The 16,088-nt window shown below is 65.7% G+C and carries 14 protein-coding genes; 8 read left to right on the top strand and 6 right to left on the bottom strand.

Annotated elements, in window-relative coordinates:
• Nucleotides 1–31: 31 nt before the first annotated feature.
• The 3 genes from OU419_RS13060 to OU419_RS13050 form a co-directional block, all read right to left on the bottom strand.
• Nucleotides 32–445, bottom strand: a complete 414-nt coding sequence (locus OU419_RS13060) for a cupin domain-containing protein (RefSeq protein WP_254474565.1) — start codon at nucleotides 443–445, stop codon at nucleotides 32–34.
• A 174-nt stretch (nucleotides 446–619) separates the two neighbouring features.
• Complete coding sequence (locus OU419_RS13055; RefSeq protein WP_254474566.1) at nucleotides 620–1,504, bottom strand: Dyp-type peroxidase; 885 nt, start codon at nucleotides 1,502–1,504, stop codon at nucleotides 620–622.
• A 78-nt stretch (nucleotides 1,505–1,582) separates the two neighbouring features.
• On the bottom strand, nucleotides 1,583–2,179 hold the full coding sequence (locus tag OU419_RS13050) for a DedA family protein (protein ID WP_254474567.1): 597 nt from the start codon (nucleotides 2,177–2,179) through the stop codon (nucleotides 1,583–1,585).
• A 380-nt stretch (nucleotides 2,180–2,559) separates the two neighbouring features.
• On the opposite strand from OU419_RS13050, the gene OU419_RS13045 reads away from it, so the two are divergent.
• The 6 genes from OU419_RS13045 (at nucleotide 2,560) to lysA (ending at nucleotide 11,894) form a co-directional block, all read left to right on the top strand.
• Complete coding sequence (locus OU419_RS13045) at nucleotides 2,560–4,008, top strand: sodium:solute symporter family protein (protein WP_254474569.1); 1,449 nt, start codon at nucleotides 2,560–2,562, stop codon at nucleotides 4,006–4,008.
• A gap of 347 nt (nucleotides 4,009–4,355) precedes the next feature.
• Nucleotides 4,356–4,970 (top strand): translesion DNA synthesis-associated protein ImuA, encoded by a 615-nt coding sequence (gene imuA / locus OU419_RS13040; RefSeq protein WP_254474570.1) that lies wholly within the window; start codon nucleotides 4,356–4,358, stop codon nucleotides 4,968–4,970.
• A gap of 7 nt (nucleotides 4,971–4,977) precedes the next feature.
• Nucleotides 4,978–6,387: a Y-family DNA polymerase gene (locus tag OU419_RS13035; RefSeq protein ID WP_254474571.1), complete on the top strand. Its 1,410-nt coding sequence runs from the start codon at nucleotides 4,978–4,980 to the stop codon at nucleotides 6,385–6,387.
• Nucleotides 6,384–9,473 carry an error-prone DNA polymerase gene (locus OU419_RS13030; protein ID WP_254474572.1) on the top strand — a complete coding sequence of 1,030 codons (3,090 nt, stop codon included), beginning with the start codon at nucleotides 6,384–6,386 and terminating at the stop codon, nucleotides 9,471–9,473. The genes OU419_RS13035 and OU419_RS13030 overlap by 4 nt, the downstream gene beginning before the upstream one ends.
• Nucleotides 9,474–9,634: 161 nt before the next feature.
• Complete coding sequence (locus tag OU419_RS13025) at nucleotides 9,635–10,570, top strand: LysR family transcriptional regulator (RefSeq protein WP_254474574.1); 936 nt, start codon at nucleotides 9,635–9,637, stop codon at nucleotides 10,568–10,570.
• A 79-nt stretch (nucleotides 10,571–10,649) separates the two neighbouring features.
• A complete protein-coding gene (gene lysA / locus OU419_RS13020; protein WP_254474575.1) occupies nucleotides 10,650–11,894 on the top strand; it encodes a diaminopimelate decarboxylase in 1,245 nt (414 codons plus the stop codon).
• A gap of 58 nt (nucleotides 11,895–11,952) precedes the next feature.
• Here lysA and fusA read toward each other — a convergent pair whose 3' ends face one another.
• A complete protein-coding gene (gene fusA, locus OU419_RS13015; protein ID WP_254474576.1) occupies nucleotides 11,953–14,061 on the bottom strand; it encodes an elongation factor G in 2,109 nt (702 codons plus the stop codon).
• 560 nt (nucleotides 14,062–14,621) lie between these two features.
• Here fusA and OU419_RS13010 point away from each other — a divergent pair.
• Entirely contained in the window at nucleotides 14,622–15,281 is a 660-nt protein-coding gene (locus OU419_RS13010; RefSeq protein ID WP_254474577.1) for a DsbA family oxidoreductase, read from the top strand.
• Between the two features lie 63 nt (nucleotides 15,282–15,344).
• On the opposite strand, the gene OU419_RS13005 is transcribed toward OU419_RS13010, so the two are convergent.
• Together OU419_RS13005 and OU419_RS13000 are read right to left on the bottom strand one after the other, a co-directional pair.
• A complete protein-coding gene (locus OU419_RS13005; protein WP_254474578.1) occupies nucleotides 15,345–15,680 on the bottom strand; it encodes a ribonuclease E inhibitor RraB in 336 nt (111 codons plus the stop codon).
• 1 nt (nucleotide 15,681) lies between these two features.
• Complete coding sequence (locus tag OU419_RS13000) at nucleotides 15,682–15,804, bottom strand: hypothetical protein (protein ID WP_268173358.1); 123 nt, start codon at nucleotides 15,802–15,804, stop codon at nucleotides 15,682–15,684.
• A 37-nt stretch (nucleotides 15,805–15,841) separates the two neighbouring features.
• Here OU419_RS13000 and ptrC point away from each other — a divergent pair, with 37 nt between their 5' ends.
• On the top strand, nucleotides 15,842–16,084 hold the full coding sequence (gene ptrC / locus OU419_RS12995) for a type III secretion system co-regulatory protein PtrC (protein WP_254500622.1): 243 nt from the start codon (nucleotides 15,842–15,844) through the stop codon (nucleotides 16,082–16,084).
• Nucleotides 16,085–16,088: the final 4 nt, after the last annotated feature.

Genomic DNA, 16,088 nt, shown 5'->3' with positions numbered 1-16,088 from the left:
TCAGGCCCGCCACTGGCGGGCTTTTTTTGCCTCAGCGCTTCAGCGGCGCCAGCACTGGCGCCTGCTCGTCCAGCAGCATCCACACCAGCAGCCTGGCCGGCTGCGAGTTGCTCGCGTTGCGCGAGACCAGGTGCGGCGTGTTCGGCGCCTCGTACCAGGACTGGCCAGCGTGGTAGGTCACCGGCTTCTGCCCCTCCAGTTGCGAGATAACCGCGCCATCCAGCACATAGGCGAATACCGAGCCACTGTGCACATGCGCGCCGGATGCCTGCCCTGGCGCATAGGAAACAGTAATCATCAGACCTTTCTTGCCGGGCGCATCCGGCAGATTCTGCTCCTGCCGTACATCGATCTTCTCCGCAGGGGCGCTATCGCCGTGGGCGAAGGCCGGCAGGCTCAGGGCAAGGCTAGTGAACAGAACTTTCGCGGAAACGGATGGGAACATGTCGGCAACCTCGGGCAGTGGGAACATACCGCCACGCTACGCCCGCAACCTGCTCCATCCAACGGCCAATTCGGCGGAAGATCGGGGAACCATTCGCCGCTAAACCAGGCACACCCAACGAAAAGCCCCGCACGAGGCGGGGCTGGTTCGGCGAGTGGATTCGCGGCGTCAGGCTCAGGCCAGCAGCGCCCGCAAGTCCAGCGCTCCGTCCTTGAGCGGCGGGCACCAGTAGTAGCCGCCGGTCAGCGGGCGGCTGAAACGGTACAGCGCGTCGGTGATGCCATCCTCCAGGCCGCTCATGCGACGCAGTTGCACCTCGAAGGCATCCAGCGTGCAGCCGAAGGCGAGGAACATCAGGCCGGCGTTCTGGTCGTGGGTCCAGGGCATCGAACGGCGCACAATGAACGCTTCGGGATCGAAGCTCTCCTGGGCGGTGCGCTTGACGTGGGCCGACTCCGGGGCGTCCTCCAGTTCCTCGTTGTCGCTCAGGCGACGACCCATGATGTCGTCGCGCTCGGCTTGCGGCAGCGCGGCGAAATCCTGCAACTGGTGGCGCCACTGCTGGATCGCGGCAAAGCTGCCGCCAGCCAGGCCCGCCACGGGGTTGTCGACGATGGCGGCGGCGACGGCCGCTTCATCCTGCGGGTTTTCGGTGCCGTCCTCGTAGCCGGTCAGGTCATGGCCGCTGCCATGCCGGAACGCCTCGGTCAGCGACGCCAGCTCCAACGCCGGAGCCAGCAGGTTCTGCAGCTGCTGGGTGCGCAACAGCAGTTCGCCGCGCGCCTCGCCGCGCAGCCAGACCCACAGGGCATGCGGAGTGGACGGGTTGTCTACGCCGACACCGGAAATCGCCGGAAACTCCCGCAATCCATCGATGCTGCGGCCCAGGGCGCGCACCAGCGACTCGCCGAAACCAACGACGGCGGCCGAGCCGTCGGCGAACTGCACCAGGCGATCCAGCGCGGCCGGCAGTTCCTGCAACGACCTCAGGTCGAAGAACAGATGGCGGGCGTGGGCGGGAACCGGGGTGGCGAGAATGCCGGGCTGGTAGAGGCTCATGACTGCGTCCTTGAACAAAAGAGCGGCAATTCTAATCGCCACGGGCAGGAATCCAAACCGCTCTGAATCAAGGCAAGGCTATCGCCGCGACAGGTTGCCGCCACGCCTGGCCCGATGCAGCCGCCAATGTCGCCAGAATACCCCGCCACCGATCAGCAACAGGGCCACGAGCAGGATCGGCAAACGGTAGGGCCTCAAGTTGCCCAGCCAGTTTTCCAGCACCTGCCCCGCCCAGTAGCCGGCGCTGGCGAAAATCAGCGCCCAGCACAACGCACCGAGCAGGTTCAGCAGTGTGAAACGCAGCGGAGCGACACGACTGGCGCCGATCAGCAACGGTCCGGCCAGGCGCATGCCGTACAGGAAGCGTACGGCGAACACCGCCAGCAGCGGGTGCCGCTCGATCAACCCGGTGACGCGCTCCACCGCCAGGCCGCGCCGCTGGATCCACGGCAGGGCGCGCTCACCGGCACGGCGTCCGATCCAGTACAGCAACTGGTCGCCACAGGCTCCCGCCAGCCACGCCCAGAACACCACCGGCGCGAACCCCAGCAGCCCCTGGTGCGCCGCCAGACCGGCAAGAATGAGGATGGTCTCGCCTTCCAGCAGGCACCCCACGAAGAGCGCCAGATAACCGTAGCTGGAAAGCAACTGGGCCAGGTCGAGGTGGTCGAGCATGGCGATCCTTGAATGGCGGACGTGCCAAGAGCCTAGCGGGTTAGCCGACGTTCTGCTTATCGAACATGCCCTGTAAAAAATAAACGACTAATCGGTCATTGCAGATCGTTAGCATTCAATCAAATCAAACCTTTACGACCACCATCCGTCCGGCCATGTAATTTTTTTCGCTCATATGCATTTTAAGTGTTTGACATATTTGACGCATTTGGCAGACTGCGGCCCGTTGTCGCAATTGGTTACGTTTCTCCGGCTCCCCCTGCCTGGTGCACCGGATAACCGCGCCGCACAACACAACAAAAACAACTTGTCAGTCGCGGCACCTCTGCCCGGGCTCGAACCCGGCAGCCCGGTTCCCGGCGAGCCAACGGAACGAACAAATGCTGATCTGGTTTGTAGCGGTGTATCTGGTGATCACCGTAGCTGTCGGTTTCTACGCCACCACCCGCGTGCACAACTCCTCGGACTATGCCGCCGCTGGCCGGAGCATGTCCTTCCCCCTCGTCGTCACAATGGTCTTCGCCACCTGGTTCGGCTCCGAAGCCGTACTGGGCATTCCGGCGACGTTCCTCGAAGAAGGCTTCGCCGGGATCATCGAAGACCCGTTCGGCTCCTTCGGCTGCCTGATGCTGGTCGGCATGGTCTTCGCCCGCCCGCTGTATCGCCTGAACCTGCTCACCATCGGTGACTTCTTCCGCAAGCGCTTCGGCCAGCACGTGGAAATCTTCACCAGCCTGGTGATCATCATTTCCTACATGGGCTGGGTCGCCGCGCAGATCACCGCGCTGGGCGTAGTCTTCAGCGTGCTCTCCGACGGCGCCCTGACCACTACCCAGGGCATGATCATTGGGACCGTCATCGTTCTGCTGCACACCCTGTTCGGTGGCATGTGGTCCGTGGCACTGACCGACTTCCTGCAGATGATCATCATCGTCTGCGGCCTGTTCTATCTCGTCTGGCTGATCGGCGACATGGCCGGCGGCCCGGTCAACGTGATCAGCCACGCTGCCAGCGAAGGCAAGTTCACCTTCCTGCATGGCACCTCGGCCAAGGACATCGTCGCCTTCCTCGGAGCGGCGGTCACCATGATGTTCGGTTCGATTCCCCAGCAGGATGTCTATGCCCGCGTGATGTCGGCCAAGACCGAGAAGATCGCCTCCCGCGCCACCATGACCGGCGCCAGCTGCTACCTCGTGTTCTGCATGCTGCCAATCTTCCTGATCTACGCCGCGCAGATGATCGACCCGGTGATGGTCAAGCACTGGCTGGCCGAAGACTCCCAGCAGATCCTGCCGCACCTGATCATGGAGCGGACCCCGCTGTTCGCCCAGATCATGTTCTTCGGCGCCCTGCTCTCCGCCATCATGTCGTCCGCTTCCGGCGCCCTGCTGGCCCCGTCGGTGACCCTGACCGAGAACATCGTCAAGCACTTCCTGCCGAACATGACCGACCGCCAGGCGCTACTGGCCATGCGTTGCAGCGTACTGGCAATGACCGTCGCCACCTGCGTGTTCGCGCTGTTCTCCAACGCCAGCATCTACGAGATGGTCGGCAACGCGTACAAAGTGACCCTGGTAGCCGCCGTGGTACCGCTGTTCTTCGGTCTGTTCTGGAAGCGCGCCACCACCCAGGGCGCCCTGACCGCCATCGCCTGTGGCCTGATCGGTTGGGTATCGCTGGAACTGGGTCACCAGGAAGGCGACTTCTGGCCGCCGCAACTGGTCGGCCTGATCTTCAGCGCCATCGGCATGATCATCGGTTCGCTGGCTCCGCAATTCAGCGCACATCGTGGCGAAAGCGTGGCGGACATGACTGCCGCCGCCAACTGATCGCACGACAGGTAAAGAAGAAGCCCCGCCAAGCGCGGGGCTTTTTTGTGGACGGAGCATTCCTCGCAGCCCGTTGCGCCATCGCGCGCCGCTCCCCTGGGCGGTTTCGCGGGCAAAGTCCCCTCCTGCGAAACCGGCAACGCCAAGACCAGCCTGTAGAAACCGGCATGGCCACGCCGGAACGAACCGCCGACAGACCAACTGTCATTGACGACACAAATCCACCGGATAAACTGTATATCCATACAGTTGATTCCGAGTAACCCCATGCACCCTCCCGCCATCCATCTGCCCCGGTCCTCCGGCCGGACGCATGGCCGTCGCCGCTCGCCGGCCGGGAGGCCGTGATGGGCAGCGTGGTCGCGCTCGATACCCTGCTTCACCAGCGCCAGGTCTGGAAGGGCCAGCCCCAGGGCTTGCCGCCAAGCCTGCAACCTACCGGCCACGCATGGCTGGACCAGGCCCTGCCCAGCGGTGGCTGGCCGGAAGCGGCGCTCAGCGAAATACTCCCCGCAGCCGAAGGCATCGGCGAACTGCAACTGGTATGGCCGACCCTGGCGCGGCTCGGCGCCGCCGGCGAGCGCATCGTGCTGGTGGCCCCGCCCCATGTGCCCTACCCGGCGGCCTGGCAGGCCGCCGGAGTCGATCTCGACCAATTGACCATCGTGCAGGCCACCGGCCGGGATGCACTCTGGGCCACCGAACAGTGCCTGCGCTCGGGCAGTTGCGGCGCAGTGCTGTGCTGGCCGCAGCAGGCCGACGACCGCGCTCTGCGCCGCCTGCAGGTAGCGGCCGAGACCGGGCAGACCCTGGCCTTCGCCTACCGTCCGCAGCGCGAGGCCCTCAACCCCTCGCCTGCCGCCCTGCGCCTGGCGTTGGACGCAAAGCCCGCGCAACTGCGCGTGCTCAAGTGCCGTGGCGGCCTGGCGCCGGCGCGCCCGATCCCGCTGCCCTGGCACTGAGGCCGGCATGCTCTGGGCCTGCATTCTCCTGCCGCAATTGGCGATGGATGGCGCACTGCGCAATCGCCCCGAACCGGACGCCGCCCTGGCGCTGCTCGCCGGGCCAGCACAACGCCGCGTGCTGCAAGCGGTGAACCCGGCCGCACGGGCTCTCGGGCTCAAGCCCGGCCAGTCGCTCGCCGCCGCCCAGGCCCTGAGCCGCGACTTCGCCACCGCCGAGCATGACCTGCGCGACGTGGAGCGCTGGCAGAACCTGCTGGCGGCCTGGGCCTATGGCTTCAGTTCGCAAGTCAGCCAGCACTATCCGCGCGCGCTGCTGCTGGAAGTGCAGTCCAGCCTGCAACTGTTCGGCCCCTGGCCGCATTTCGAGGCACGTCTGCGCAAGGAACTGAGCGCCCTGGGCTTCCGCCACCGCATCACCGCTGCGCCCAATCCCGCTGCCGCGCGCATCCTGGCCAATGCCTACGATGGCCTGGCGGTCCACGACGACGAACAACTGCGCCGGTACCTCGGGCAGATGCCGCTGGAGCGCCTCGGCCTGGCGCGCGAAGCCGCCACCGCCCTTACGCGCATGGGCCTGCGCAGCCTGAGGCAACTGCTCGCCCTGCCGCGCGAGAGCCTGGCCCGGCGTTTCCCGCCGCAGGTGCTGCGCCAGGTGGATACCCTGCTCGGACAACGTCCCCTGGCCCTGGAGTTCTATCGGCCGCCGGACCGCTTCGAGTCGCGCATCGAGTTGAACTTCGACGTGGAGTCCACCCAGGCCCTGCTGTTTCCCCTGCGCCGACTCACCGCCGACCTCGCCGCCTTCCTCGCCGGGCGCGACAGTGGCGTGCAGCGCTTCAGCCTGTACCTGGAACACCACGAAGGCAGCGACACGCAGATGCCGGTCGGCCTTCTCAGCGCCGAGCGCGAGGCGGCGATGCTCTTCGAGCTGACCCGTGGCCGGCTGGAGCAACTGCAATTGCGCGCACCGGTACACAGCGTGCGCCTGCTGGCCGACGACCTTCCCCCCTTCGTGCCGCAGCACCGCGAGCTGTTCGACGACCGCCCGCAGCAATCGCTACCCTGGGAGCAATTGCGCGAGCGCCTGCGCGCACGGCTGGGCGACGACGCCGTGCACGGCCTGGGCGGGCTCGCCGAGCATCGCCCGGAGCGCGCCTGGCAAAACCACACCGCCCCACGCCAGCCCATCGTCCAGGCCCCACGGCCTGGCTGGCTGCTGGCCGAACCCCAGCCGCTGCGCGAGTTCGCCCCGACCCTGCTGGCCGGGCCGGAACGTATCGAGTCCGGCTGGTGGGACGGCGAGGACATCCGCCGCGATTACTACCTGGTGCGCACCCGCAGCGGGCAACGCGCCTGGATTTTCCGCCAGGTCGGCGACGAAGGGCCGCTGCTGCTGCACGGCTGGTTCGCATGAGCGCGCCGGTTGAAGGCAGCGGCTACGCCGAGCTGCACTGCCTGTCCAACTTCAGCTTCCAGCGCGGTGCTTCCAGCGCCGCCGAGCTTTTCGAGCGGGCGAAAAGGCTCGGCTACCGCGCCCTGGCGATCACCGACGAATGCAGCCTGGCCGGCATCGTCCGCGCCTGGCAGGCCTCGAAGCAACATGAAGTCCCGCTGATAGTCGGCAGCGAACTGCGCATCGAGCAAGGCCCGAAGCTGGTGTTGCTGGCCGAGAACCTCGCCGGCTACGAGAACCTCTGCCGCCTGCTCACCCACGCCCGACGCCGCGCCGAGAAAGGCAGCTACCGCCTGGTACACACGGATTTCGACGGCACCCTCGACCACCTGCTGGCAATCTGGCTGCCCCAGGATGGGCAGGACGACGATGGCCTCTGGCTGCGCCAACGCTTTCCCGGACGCCTGTGGCTGGGCGTCGAACTGCACAAGGGGCCGGACGATGCCACCAGGCTGCGCCACCTGCAGGAACAGGCCGCGCGCCTGGATATCCCCGCCGTCGCCTGTGGCGACGTGCACATGCACGCCCGTGGCCGCCGCGCGCTGCAAGACTGCATGACCGCCATTCGCCATCACCTGCCAGTGCACCTGGCCGGGCAGCACCTCTACCCCAACGGTGAGCGCCACCTGCGCCCACTGGAGGCGCTGGCGTCGATCTATCCAGCCGAGCTGCTGGCCGAAACCTTGCGCATCGCCAAGCGCTGCAGTTTCGATTTGAAGAGGGATCTGAAATACCAGTACCCCCATGAACTGGTTCCCGAAGGCCATACGCCCACCACCTGGCTGCGCGCAAAGACCGAGGAGGGCATTCTTCGCCGCTGGAAAGACGGCGCCGACGCCACAGTCCGCAAGCGCGTCGAAGAGGAGCTCGCGCTGATCGCCGAGCTGAAATACGACAGTTATTTCCTCACCGTCCACGACATCGTCGCCTTCGCCCGCAGCAGGAGCATCCTCTGCCAGGGACGCGGCTCGGCGGCCAACTCGGTGGTCTGCTTCGCCCTCGGCATCACCGAGCTGGCCCCGTCCCGGGTCAACCTGCTGTTCGAACGCTTCATCTCCCGCGAACGCAACGAACCGCCGGACATCGATGTCGACTTCGAACACGACCGCCGCGAAGAAGTCATCCAGTATGTATTCCAACGCTACGGCCGCACCCGCGCCGCGCTCACCGCCGTAGCCAGCACCTACCGGGGCGCCGGCGCGGTGCGCGACGTGGCCAAGGCCCTCGGCCTGCCGCCGGACCAGGTTGGCGCGCTGGCCGACTGCTGCGGTAGCTGGAGCCGCGAGGCACCGCCGCCCGAGCGGCTGATGGAGGCCGGCTTCGACCCGGAAAACCCGACCTTGCGCCGCGTGCTTGCCCTGACCGCGCAACTGGTCGGCTTTCCCCGGCACCTGTCGCAGCACCCTGGCGGCTTCGTCATTTCCCAGCAGCCGCTGGAAACCCTGGTGCCGGTGGAAAACGCCGCGATGCCCGAACGCACGCTGATCCAGTGGGACAAGGACGATCTCGATGCAGTCGGCCTGCTCAAGGTCGATGTGCTCGCCCTGGGCATGCTCAGCGCGCTGCGTCGCTGCTTCGACCTGATCGCCGGCTATCGCGGCAAGCAGTGGACGCTTGCCAGCCTGCCGGAGGAATGCCCGAAGACCTACGAGATGATCAGCCGCGCCGATACCATCGGCGTGTTCCAGATCGAATCCCGCGCGCAGATGGCCATGCTGCCGCGCCTCAGACCCAAGGAGTTCTACGACCTGGTGATCGAAGTCGCCATCGTGCGTCCTGGGCCGATCCAGGGCGACATGGTGCATCCCTACCTGCGCCGGCGGAACGGCGAAGAGCCGGTCGATTACCCCCATGAAGAAGTCGTTTCCATCTTCGAACGAACACTGGGCGTACCGCTGTTCCAGGAACAGGTGATGCAACTGGCGGTCAAGGCCGCCAACTACACGCCTGGCGAAGCCGATCAGTTGCGCCGCAGCATGGCAGCCTGGAAGCGCCACGGCAGCCTGGAGCCTCATCGCAAGCGACTGTTCGAGCGCATGGCCGCCAAGGGCTACCCCCAAGACTACATCGCGCGCATCTTCGAGCAGATCAAGGGTTTCGGCAGCTACGGCTTCCCCGAATCCCACGCGGCCAGCTTCGCCCTGCTCACCTACGCCAGTTGCTGGCTGAAGTGCCACGAACCGGCAGCCTTCACCTGTGCGCTGATCAACAGTTGGCCGATGGGTTTCTACAGCCCCGACCAGTTGCTCCAGGACGCTCGCCGCCACGGCCTGGAAATCCGCCCGGCCGACGTGCGCCATAGCCATTGGGACTGCACCCTGGAGCCGATTGCCGAGCGCCAACCTGCAATCCGTCTCGGCCTGCGCATGGTTCGCGGGCTGCGCGAAGACGTCGCCAATGCCATCGCCCAGGCGCGTGGGCAACGCCCCTTCACCGACGTCGCCGATCTCTGCCTGCGCGCCCACCTGGACGCCCGCGCCCGCGAACAACTGGCCGACGCCGGCGCCCTGCGCGGCCTCGCCGGCCACCGGCATAAGGCACGCTGGGCGATAGCCGGAGTGGAGCCACAGTTACCGCTGTTCGCCGGCCAGGTCACCGAGGAAGCCCGCGTCAGCCTGCCGCTGCCCAGCCGCGGCGAAGACCTGCTCACTGACTACGCCACCCTCGGCACCACCCTCGGGCCACACCCGCTGACGCTGCTGCGCGGCGCGCTCAAGGCCCGCCGCTGTCGCAATTCACGCGACCTGGCGAAACTGGAAGCCGAACGCCCGGTCCGTGTCGCCGGCCTGGTGGTTGGCCGCCAGCGCCCCGGCACCGCCAGCGGCGTCACCTTCATCACCCTGGAAGACGAGTTCGGCATGATCAACGTGATCGTCTGGCGCGACCTCGCCGAACGCCAGCGCCGCCCCTTCCTCGGCGCCCGTCTGATGCAGGTGGACGGCACCCTGGAGGCCAGGGATGGCGTGCGCCATGTAATCGCCGGCCGGCTGACGGATCTGAGCGAGCTGCTGGAAGGGCTGGATGTGCGGAGTCGGGATTTCCATTGAGCCCGGTCGAGCGGAACGAATCTCGCAGAGGCTCAGGTTCGCAGGATGGGTGGAACGCAGCGATACCCATCCTGCAAAGAGCAGTGTAGGGCGAATGGCGCCCACTGGTGCCCTGCCCCGAACAACGACACAATGACCCGCACTCCAGCATCGGACCCAGCATGATCACCCTCCGCCACATCGAAGTCTTCCGCGCGGTCATGACCACCGGCAGCGTCACCCGCGCGGCGGCGTTCCTGCATACCAGCCAGCCCACCGTCAGCCGTGAGCTGGCAAGGCTGGAGCAACTGGTCGGCTTCGAGCTGTTCCTGCGCGAGCGCGGGCGGCTGGCGCCGACGGCGCGGGCGTTGATGCTGTTCGAGGAGGTGGAGCGCTCCTTCACCGGGCTGGACCGCATCGTCGCCTTCGCCGGCAGCCTGGGGCAGTTCGCCGAGGGCAAGTTCTCCATCGGCTGCCTGCCGGCGCTGTCCCAGGCGCTGCTGCCGGAAGCCTGCAAGCGTTTCAGCCGCGAGAACCCGGCCATCAGCCTGGAAGTGGCGGCGCTGGAGTCGCCGCACCTGGAGGAGGCGCTCAGCGCCCAGCACCACGACATCGGCCTGATCGAGAACGACGACGCCCCCCGCGGCACCGAGCTGCAACCGCTGCTGGCGGTGGATGAGGTGTGCATCCTCCCGGACGGCCATCCACTGCTGGCCCGCGAGCGCCTCGAAGCGGCGGACTTCGCCGGCCAGCCCTTCGTCAGCCTGGCCACCAGCGACCGCTACCGGCACCTGATCGACGCCGTGTTCGTCGGTGCCGGCGTGCAGCGGCAGATGCAGGTGGAAACCCACAGTGCCGTCTCGGTGTGCAGCATGGTCCGCGCCGGATTGGGCCTTGCCGTGGTCAACCCGATCACCGCACTGATGTTCCAGGACCAGGGTATCCAGTTGCGCCCGCTGGCGTTCTCGCTGCCGTTCCAAGTGAGCGTGGCGAAGCCGCTGTACCGTCCCGCCACGCCCCTGCGCGAACGCTTCGTGGCGGCGCTTCAGGCAGAAGCCGGGGCGCTGGTGCAGTGCCTGCGCGAGGCCGGCGTGGGCTGCACCCTATATCAAAATTGAATCGACCAACCAACAAGCGGCATTATTCAGCTCCGTAAATGGCCGGTAGACTAGCGCCATCTACCTTCGGAGCCCATTCATGCCCTTCCTCGCCCTGCCCCGCGCCGAACAGCTCGCCCTGCAATTCGGCACCCCGCTGTGGGTCTATGACGCCGCCACCATCCGTGGCCAGATCGAGCGCCTGAAGAGCTTCGATACCATTCGCTTCGCGCAGAAAGCCTGCTCGAACCTGCACATCCTGCGCCTGATACGCGAACAGGGCGTTAAGGTCGACGCCGTGTCCCAGGGCGAGCTGCTGCGCGCCCTGGCCGCCGGCTACTCGTGCCGCGAGGATGAGTCCGAGATCGTCTTCACTGCCGACCTGCTGGACCGCGCCACCCTGGAAACCGTGGTCGAGAATGGCATCCCGGTGAACGCCGGCTCCATCGACATGCTCCGCCAGCTCGGCGAAGTCGCCCCCGGCCACCCGGTATGGCTGCGCATCAACCCCGGTTTCGGCCACGGCCACAGCAACAAGACCAACACCGGCGGCGAGCACTCCAAGCACGGCATCTGGCACGCCGACCTGCATGACGCCCTGGCGGTGATCCGCGAGCGCGGCCTGCGCCTGGTGGGCCTGCACATGCACATCGGCTCCGGTGTCGACTACGGCCACCTGGCCCAGGTCGGCGAGGCCATGCTCGGCCTGGTGCGCCTGGTGAAGGAAGCCGGCCACGATCTCAGCGCGCTGTCTGCCGGCGGCGGCCTGTCCATTCCCTATCGCGACGGCGACCCGGAAGTGGACACCGCGCACTACTTCCAGCTCTGGGACAATGCCCGCAAGGCCGCAGAGGCCGTGGTCGGCCACCACCTGCACCTGGAAATCGAGCCGGGCCGCTACCTGGTCGCCCAGTCCGGTTGCCTGCTCAGCGAAGTCCGCGCCACCAAGGACGCCGGCCGCAATCACTTCGTACTGGTGGATGCAGGCTTCAACGAGCTGATGCGTCCCTCCATGTACGGCAGCTTCCACGGTATCAGCGTGCTGGCCGGCGACGTCGACAGCCGCGAAGTGATCGACACCGTGGTGGCCGGCCCGCTGTGCGAGTCGGGCGACGTATTCACCCAGGGCGACGGCGGTGTGGTCATCCCTCGCGCGCTGCCCCGCGCCCAGGTCGGCGACCTGTTGCTGATCCAGGATACCGGCGCATACGGCGCATCCATGTCGTCGAACTACAACAGCCGCCCGCTGATCGCCGAGGTGCTGCTGGAAGGCACCCAGAGCCGCCTGATCCGCCGCCGCCAGCGCGTGGAAGAGCTGCTGGCCCTGGAAGAGAACCTCGACTGAGGTTCGTTCCCGCCATGAAGAACGGCGCCCTCGGGCGCCGTTTTTCGTTCAGGCCGGGTCAGCCATTGCTCTTCTTGATGATCGCCTCGGCAATGTTGGCCGGCGCCTCGGCGTACTTGGTGAACTCCATCGAGTAGCTCGCGCGCCCCTGGGACATCGAGCGCACATCGGTGGCGTAGCCGAACATCTCGCCCAGCGGCACCTCGGCGCGGATGACCTTGCCGGCCGGGGTGTCTTCCATGCCCTGGATCAGGCCCCGCCGGCGGTTGAGGTCGCCCATCACGTCGCCCATGTAGTCCTCCGGGGTCACCACCTCGACCTTCATCACCGGTTCCAGCAACACCGCGCCGCCCTTCTGCGAGAGCTGCTTGGTGGCCATCGAGGCGGCGATCTTGAACGCCATCTCGCTGGAGTCGACGTCATGGTAGGAACCATCGAACACGGTGGCCTTGAGGCCGATCAGCGGGTAGCCGGCGAGTACGCCGTTCTGCATCTGTTCCTCGATGCCCTTCTGGATCGCCGGGATGAACTCGCGGGGAATCACGCCGCCAACCACCTCGTTGACGAACTCCAGACCGTCCTTGCCCTCCTCGCCGGGCTCGAAGCGGATCCAGCAATGGCCGAACTGGCCACGGCCGCCGGACTGGCGCACGAACTTGCCTTCGATCTCGCACTTCTTGCGAATCGCCTCGCGGTAGGCCACCTGCGGCTTGCCGATATTGGCCTCGACGTTGAACTCGCGGCGCATGCGGTCGACGATGATGTCCAGGTGCAACTCGCCCATGCCGGAAATGATGGTCTGCCCGGTTTCCTCGTCGGTCTTCACGCGGAACGAGGGGTCTTCCTGGGCCAGCTTGGACAGGGCGATGCCCATCTTCTCCTGGTCGGCCTTGGTCTTGGGCTCCACCGCCACGGAAATCACCGGGTCCGGGAAGTCCATGCGTTCGAGGATGATCGGCTTGTCGATCGCGCACAGGGTGTCGCCGGTGGTGACGTCCTTCATGCCGATCAGCGCGGCGATGTCGCCGGCGCGCACTTCCTTGATCTCCTCGCGCTGGTTGGCGTGCATCTGCACCATCCGCCCGACGCGCTCCTTCCTGCTCTTCACCGAGTTGAGCACGGCATCGCCGCTGGTCAGTACGCCGGAATAGACGCGGGCGAAGGTCAGGGTGCCGACGAAGGGGTCGGTGGCGATCTTGAAGGCCAGCGCGGAGAATGGCTCGGCATCGTCGGCGTGGCGTTCCAGGTGCTTCTCTTCGTCGTCCGGGTCGGTGCCATTGATCGCGGGAATTTCCGTGGGTGCCGGCAGGTAGTCGATCACCGCGTCCAGCACCAGCGGCACGCCCTTGTTCTTGAACGATGAACCCAGCACCGCGGGAACGATCTCGTTGGCCAGGGTGCGCTGGCGCAGACCCGCCTTGATTTCCTCGATGCTCAGTTCCTCGCCTTCGAGGTACTTGTTCATCAGTTCCTCGTTGGCCTCGGCGGCGGCCTCGATCATGTGCGCGCGCCACTCCTCGGCCAGCGGCAGCAGCTCGGCGGGAATCGCTTGCTCGGTATAGCTGGTGCCCTGATCGGCGTCGTTCCAGACGATGGCCTTCATCTTCACCAGGTCGATCTGCCCGGCGAAGGTTTCCTCCGAACCGATGGCCAACTGGATCGGCACCGGGGTGTGCCCCAGGCGCTGCTTGATCTGCCTGACCACGCGCAGGAAGTCGGCGCCCTGGCGGTCCATCTTGTTCACGTAGGCCAGGCGTGGCACGTGGTACTTGTTCGCCTGGCGCCAGACCGTCTCGGACTGCGGCTCCACGCCATCGGCGCCGCTGAACACCACCACTGCGCCATCGAGCACGCGCAGCGAGCGTTCCACCTCGATGGTGAAATCGACGTGGCCGGGGGTATCGATGATATTGAAGCGATACTTGTGGTCGTACTGCTTGCTGGAGCCCTGCCAGAAGGCGGTGGTCGCAGCCGAGGTAATGGTGATGCCGCGCTCCTGTTCCTGCACCATCCAGTCCATGGTAGCCGCGCCATCATGCACTTCACCCATCTTGTGGTTCACACCGGTATAGAAAAGGATGCGCTCGGTGGTCGTGGTCTTGCCGGCGTCCACGTGGGCGACGATGCCGATATTGCGGTAAAGCTCGATGGGGGTGGTGCGAGCCATGGTGTGCTCCGTATCTGCTGGATGACTGCCGGCCTGCAGCCGCGAATCCCTTGCCTGCGCGGGAACGGCGGGAAGACGTGCGACGTCAGAAAATTCTGCGCACAACAGGCTCAAGGTAGCGCGTCCTTGTGGCAATTCCAGTTACACCGCGTCGCATCCGTACCTGTCCGACCGGCAGCGCCGCCGGCACGACCTGCAGAACACACTCGGCGATTCCGGCGAAATCCTCCCTGGGCAGGGCTTTGGCGGGTGCTATCGAAGCGGATACGACGAATTAAAACAAAAATAGTTATAAATCATATAGTTACGCAATAATTCTAATATTCAACACAAAGATGGATTCATCCAGTGATCGCTACAGCCCGCTGTTTTCGGGCATCCGGGGTGAATTACAGAGTCATGACTTGATGTGAAATCTAGAATAGATTTATTCGTTATATATCAATAACTTACGACTTGAAGTTAATCCATATAGAAAAGAAAAGCCGCTGCCGGCACTGGATTCCACCCGCCAACCGGGTCCATTCTTGAGCACTGCCCAATTGCCGGAGATCGCCGCCATGCGCGATGCCATTACCATCGATTTCGTCTCCGACGTGGTCTGCCCCTGGTGCGCCATCGGCCTCAACGGCCTGCTGCAAGCCATCCGCCGCGTCGACGGCGAACTGACCGTCGAACTGCACATCAAGCCCTTCGAATTGAACACGGACATGCCCAGCGAAGGCGAAGACCTGGTCGAACATCTGCAGCGCAAGTACGGCAGCAGCGCCGAAGAGATCGCCCGCAACCAGGAACATCTGCGGGCGATGGGCGAGGAAGTCGGCGTGCATTTCGACCTCAGGAAGCGCAGCCGCATCTACAACACCTTCGACGCTCACCGCCTGCTGCACTGGGCGGCGGAATCGCACCGCGACCTCGCTCTCAAACAGGCGCTGTTGCACGCCTACTTCGGCGAAGGGCGCGACCCGAGCGATGCCGAGGTCCTGCTGGAGCTGGCGGTCAGCGTGGGCCTGGATGCGGTGCGGGCCAGGGAGGTTCTCGACAGTGACGCCTATGGCGACGAGGTGGTGGCGGAGGAAGACTTCTACACCAGCCACGGCATCCACGCGGTGCCGGCGGTGATCCTCAATGGCCGCCAGCTGATCTCCGGCGCGCAGAGCGTGGACTATTACGAGCAGGCGCTACGCCAGGTGGCACGGCAGGCGCCGCTGCCGGAGTGATCCGCGCCGCCCGACAAACAAAAACGGCGCCCGCAGGCGCCGTTTTCATGAGGCAGCAGCCGCTCAGAGAGCCGACCAGCCATCCATCTGGCCGCCCAGGTCGGCGGAATGCTCGGACAGCAACGCGGCATAGCCACTGATGTGCTCGTGGCTGAGTTCCATGACCGGATAGGCCAGGACCTGCCACGGCAGCTGGTCGTTGCCGTCGTATTCGGAGTACGCCACTTTCTGCCCGTTCTGCAGCAGCATGATGGCGAAGTCCAGAGCCGACTGTTCGTCGGGGAAGATCACTGCGAACTCCACCTCGTGCTCGACGGAAAGGTCCTCGCCGTCTTCCTGCAAGGCCCACAGGGCGTCGCCGATTTCGTCATCCGGGAAAAGCTGCTTGTCGCGGCTCATGTCACTGCTCCAGTTGTAGGTCAGCGTGGCCGGTCTGGACACGCCCGCGCAGGATACCCGTCCTGCGCACCGGATGCCGGAAAATCTCGCCGGCACCATCGTCGGCCGTGATGATCACCATCACGGCGATTCACTTCCACCCTAGCTCACCCGGCGCGACCATGCCGCAATCGGGCCTGCGCCCCTCCCACATCGAGTCGCCGAACATGACCAGCATCGACGAGGCGTACCGCATCACCTACATCACCCTGGACGATCTGCAACTGCATTTCGAGACCGAGATCGCCGTCACCGAAGAGGACGGCAGCCTCGCCCTGCACCGCACAGCGACCCTGCCGGCGGAACGCCAGGCCCTGCGCGAGCTGATCCGCGAGGAACACGGCCTGCAGGCCTCCGCCGCCTGAGCCA

This window comes from Pseudomonas triclosanedens, from assembly GCF_026686735.1.
Taxonomy (GTDB): Bacteria; Pseudomonadota; Gammaproteobacteria; order Pseudomonadales; family Pseudomonadaceae; genus Pseudomonas; species Pseudomonas triclosanedens.
The sequence above is the reverse complement of the archived record's forward strand: the minus strand, read 5'-3'. Positions and strand labels throughout refer to the sequence as shown.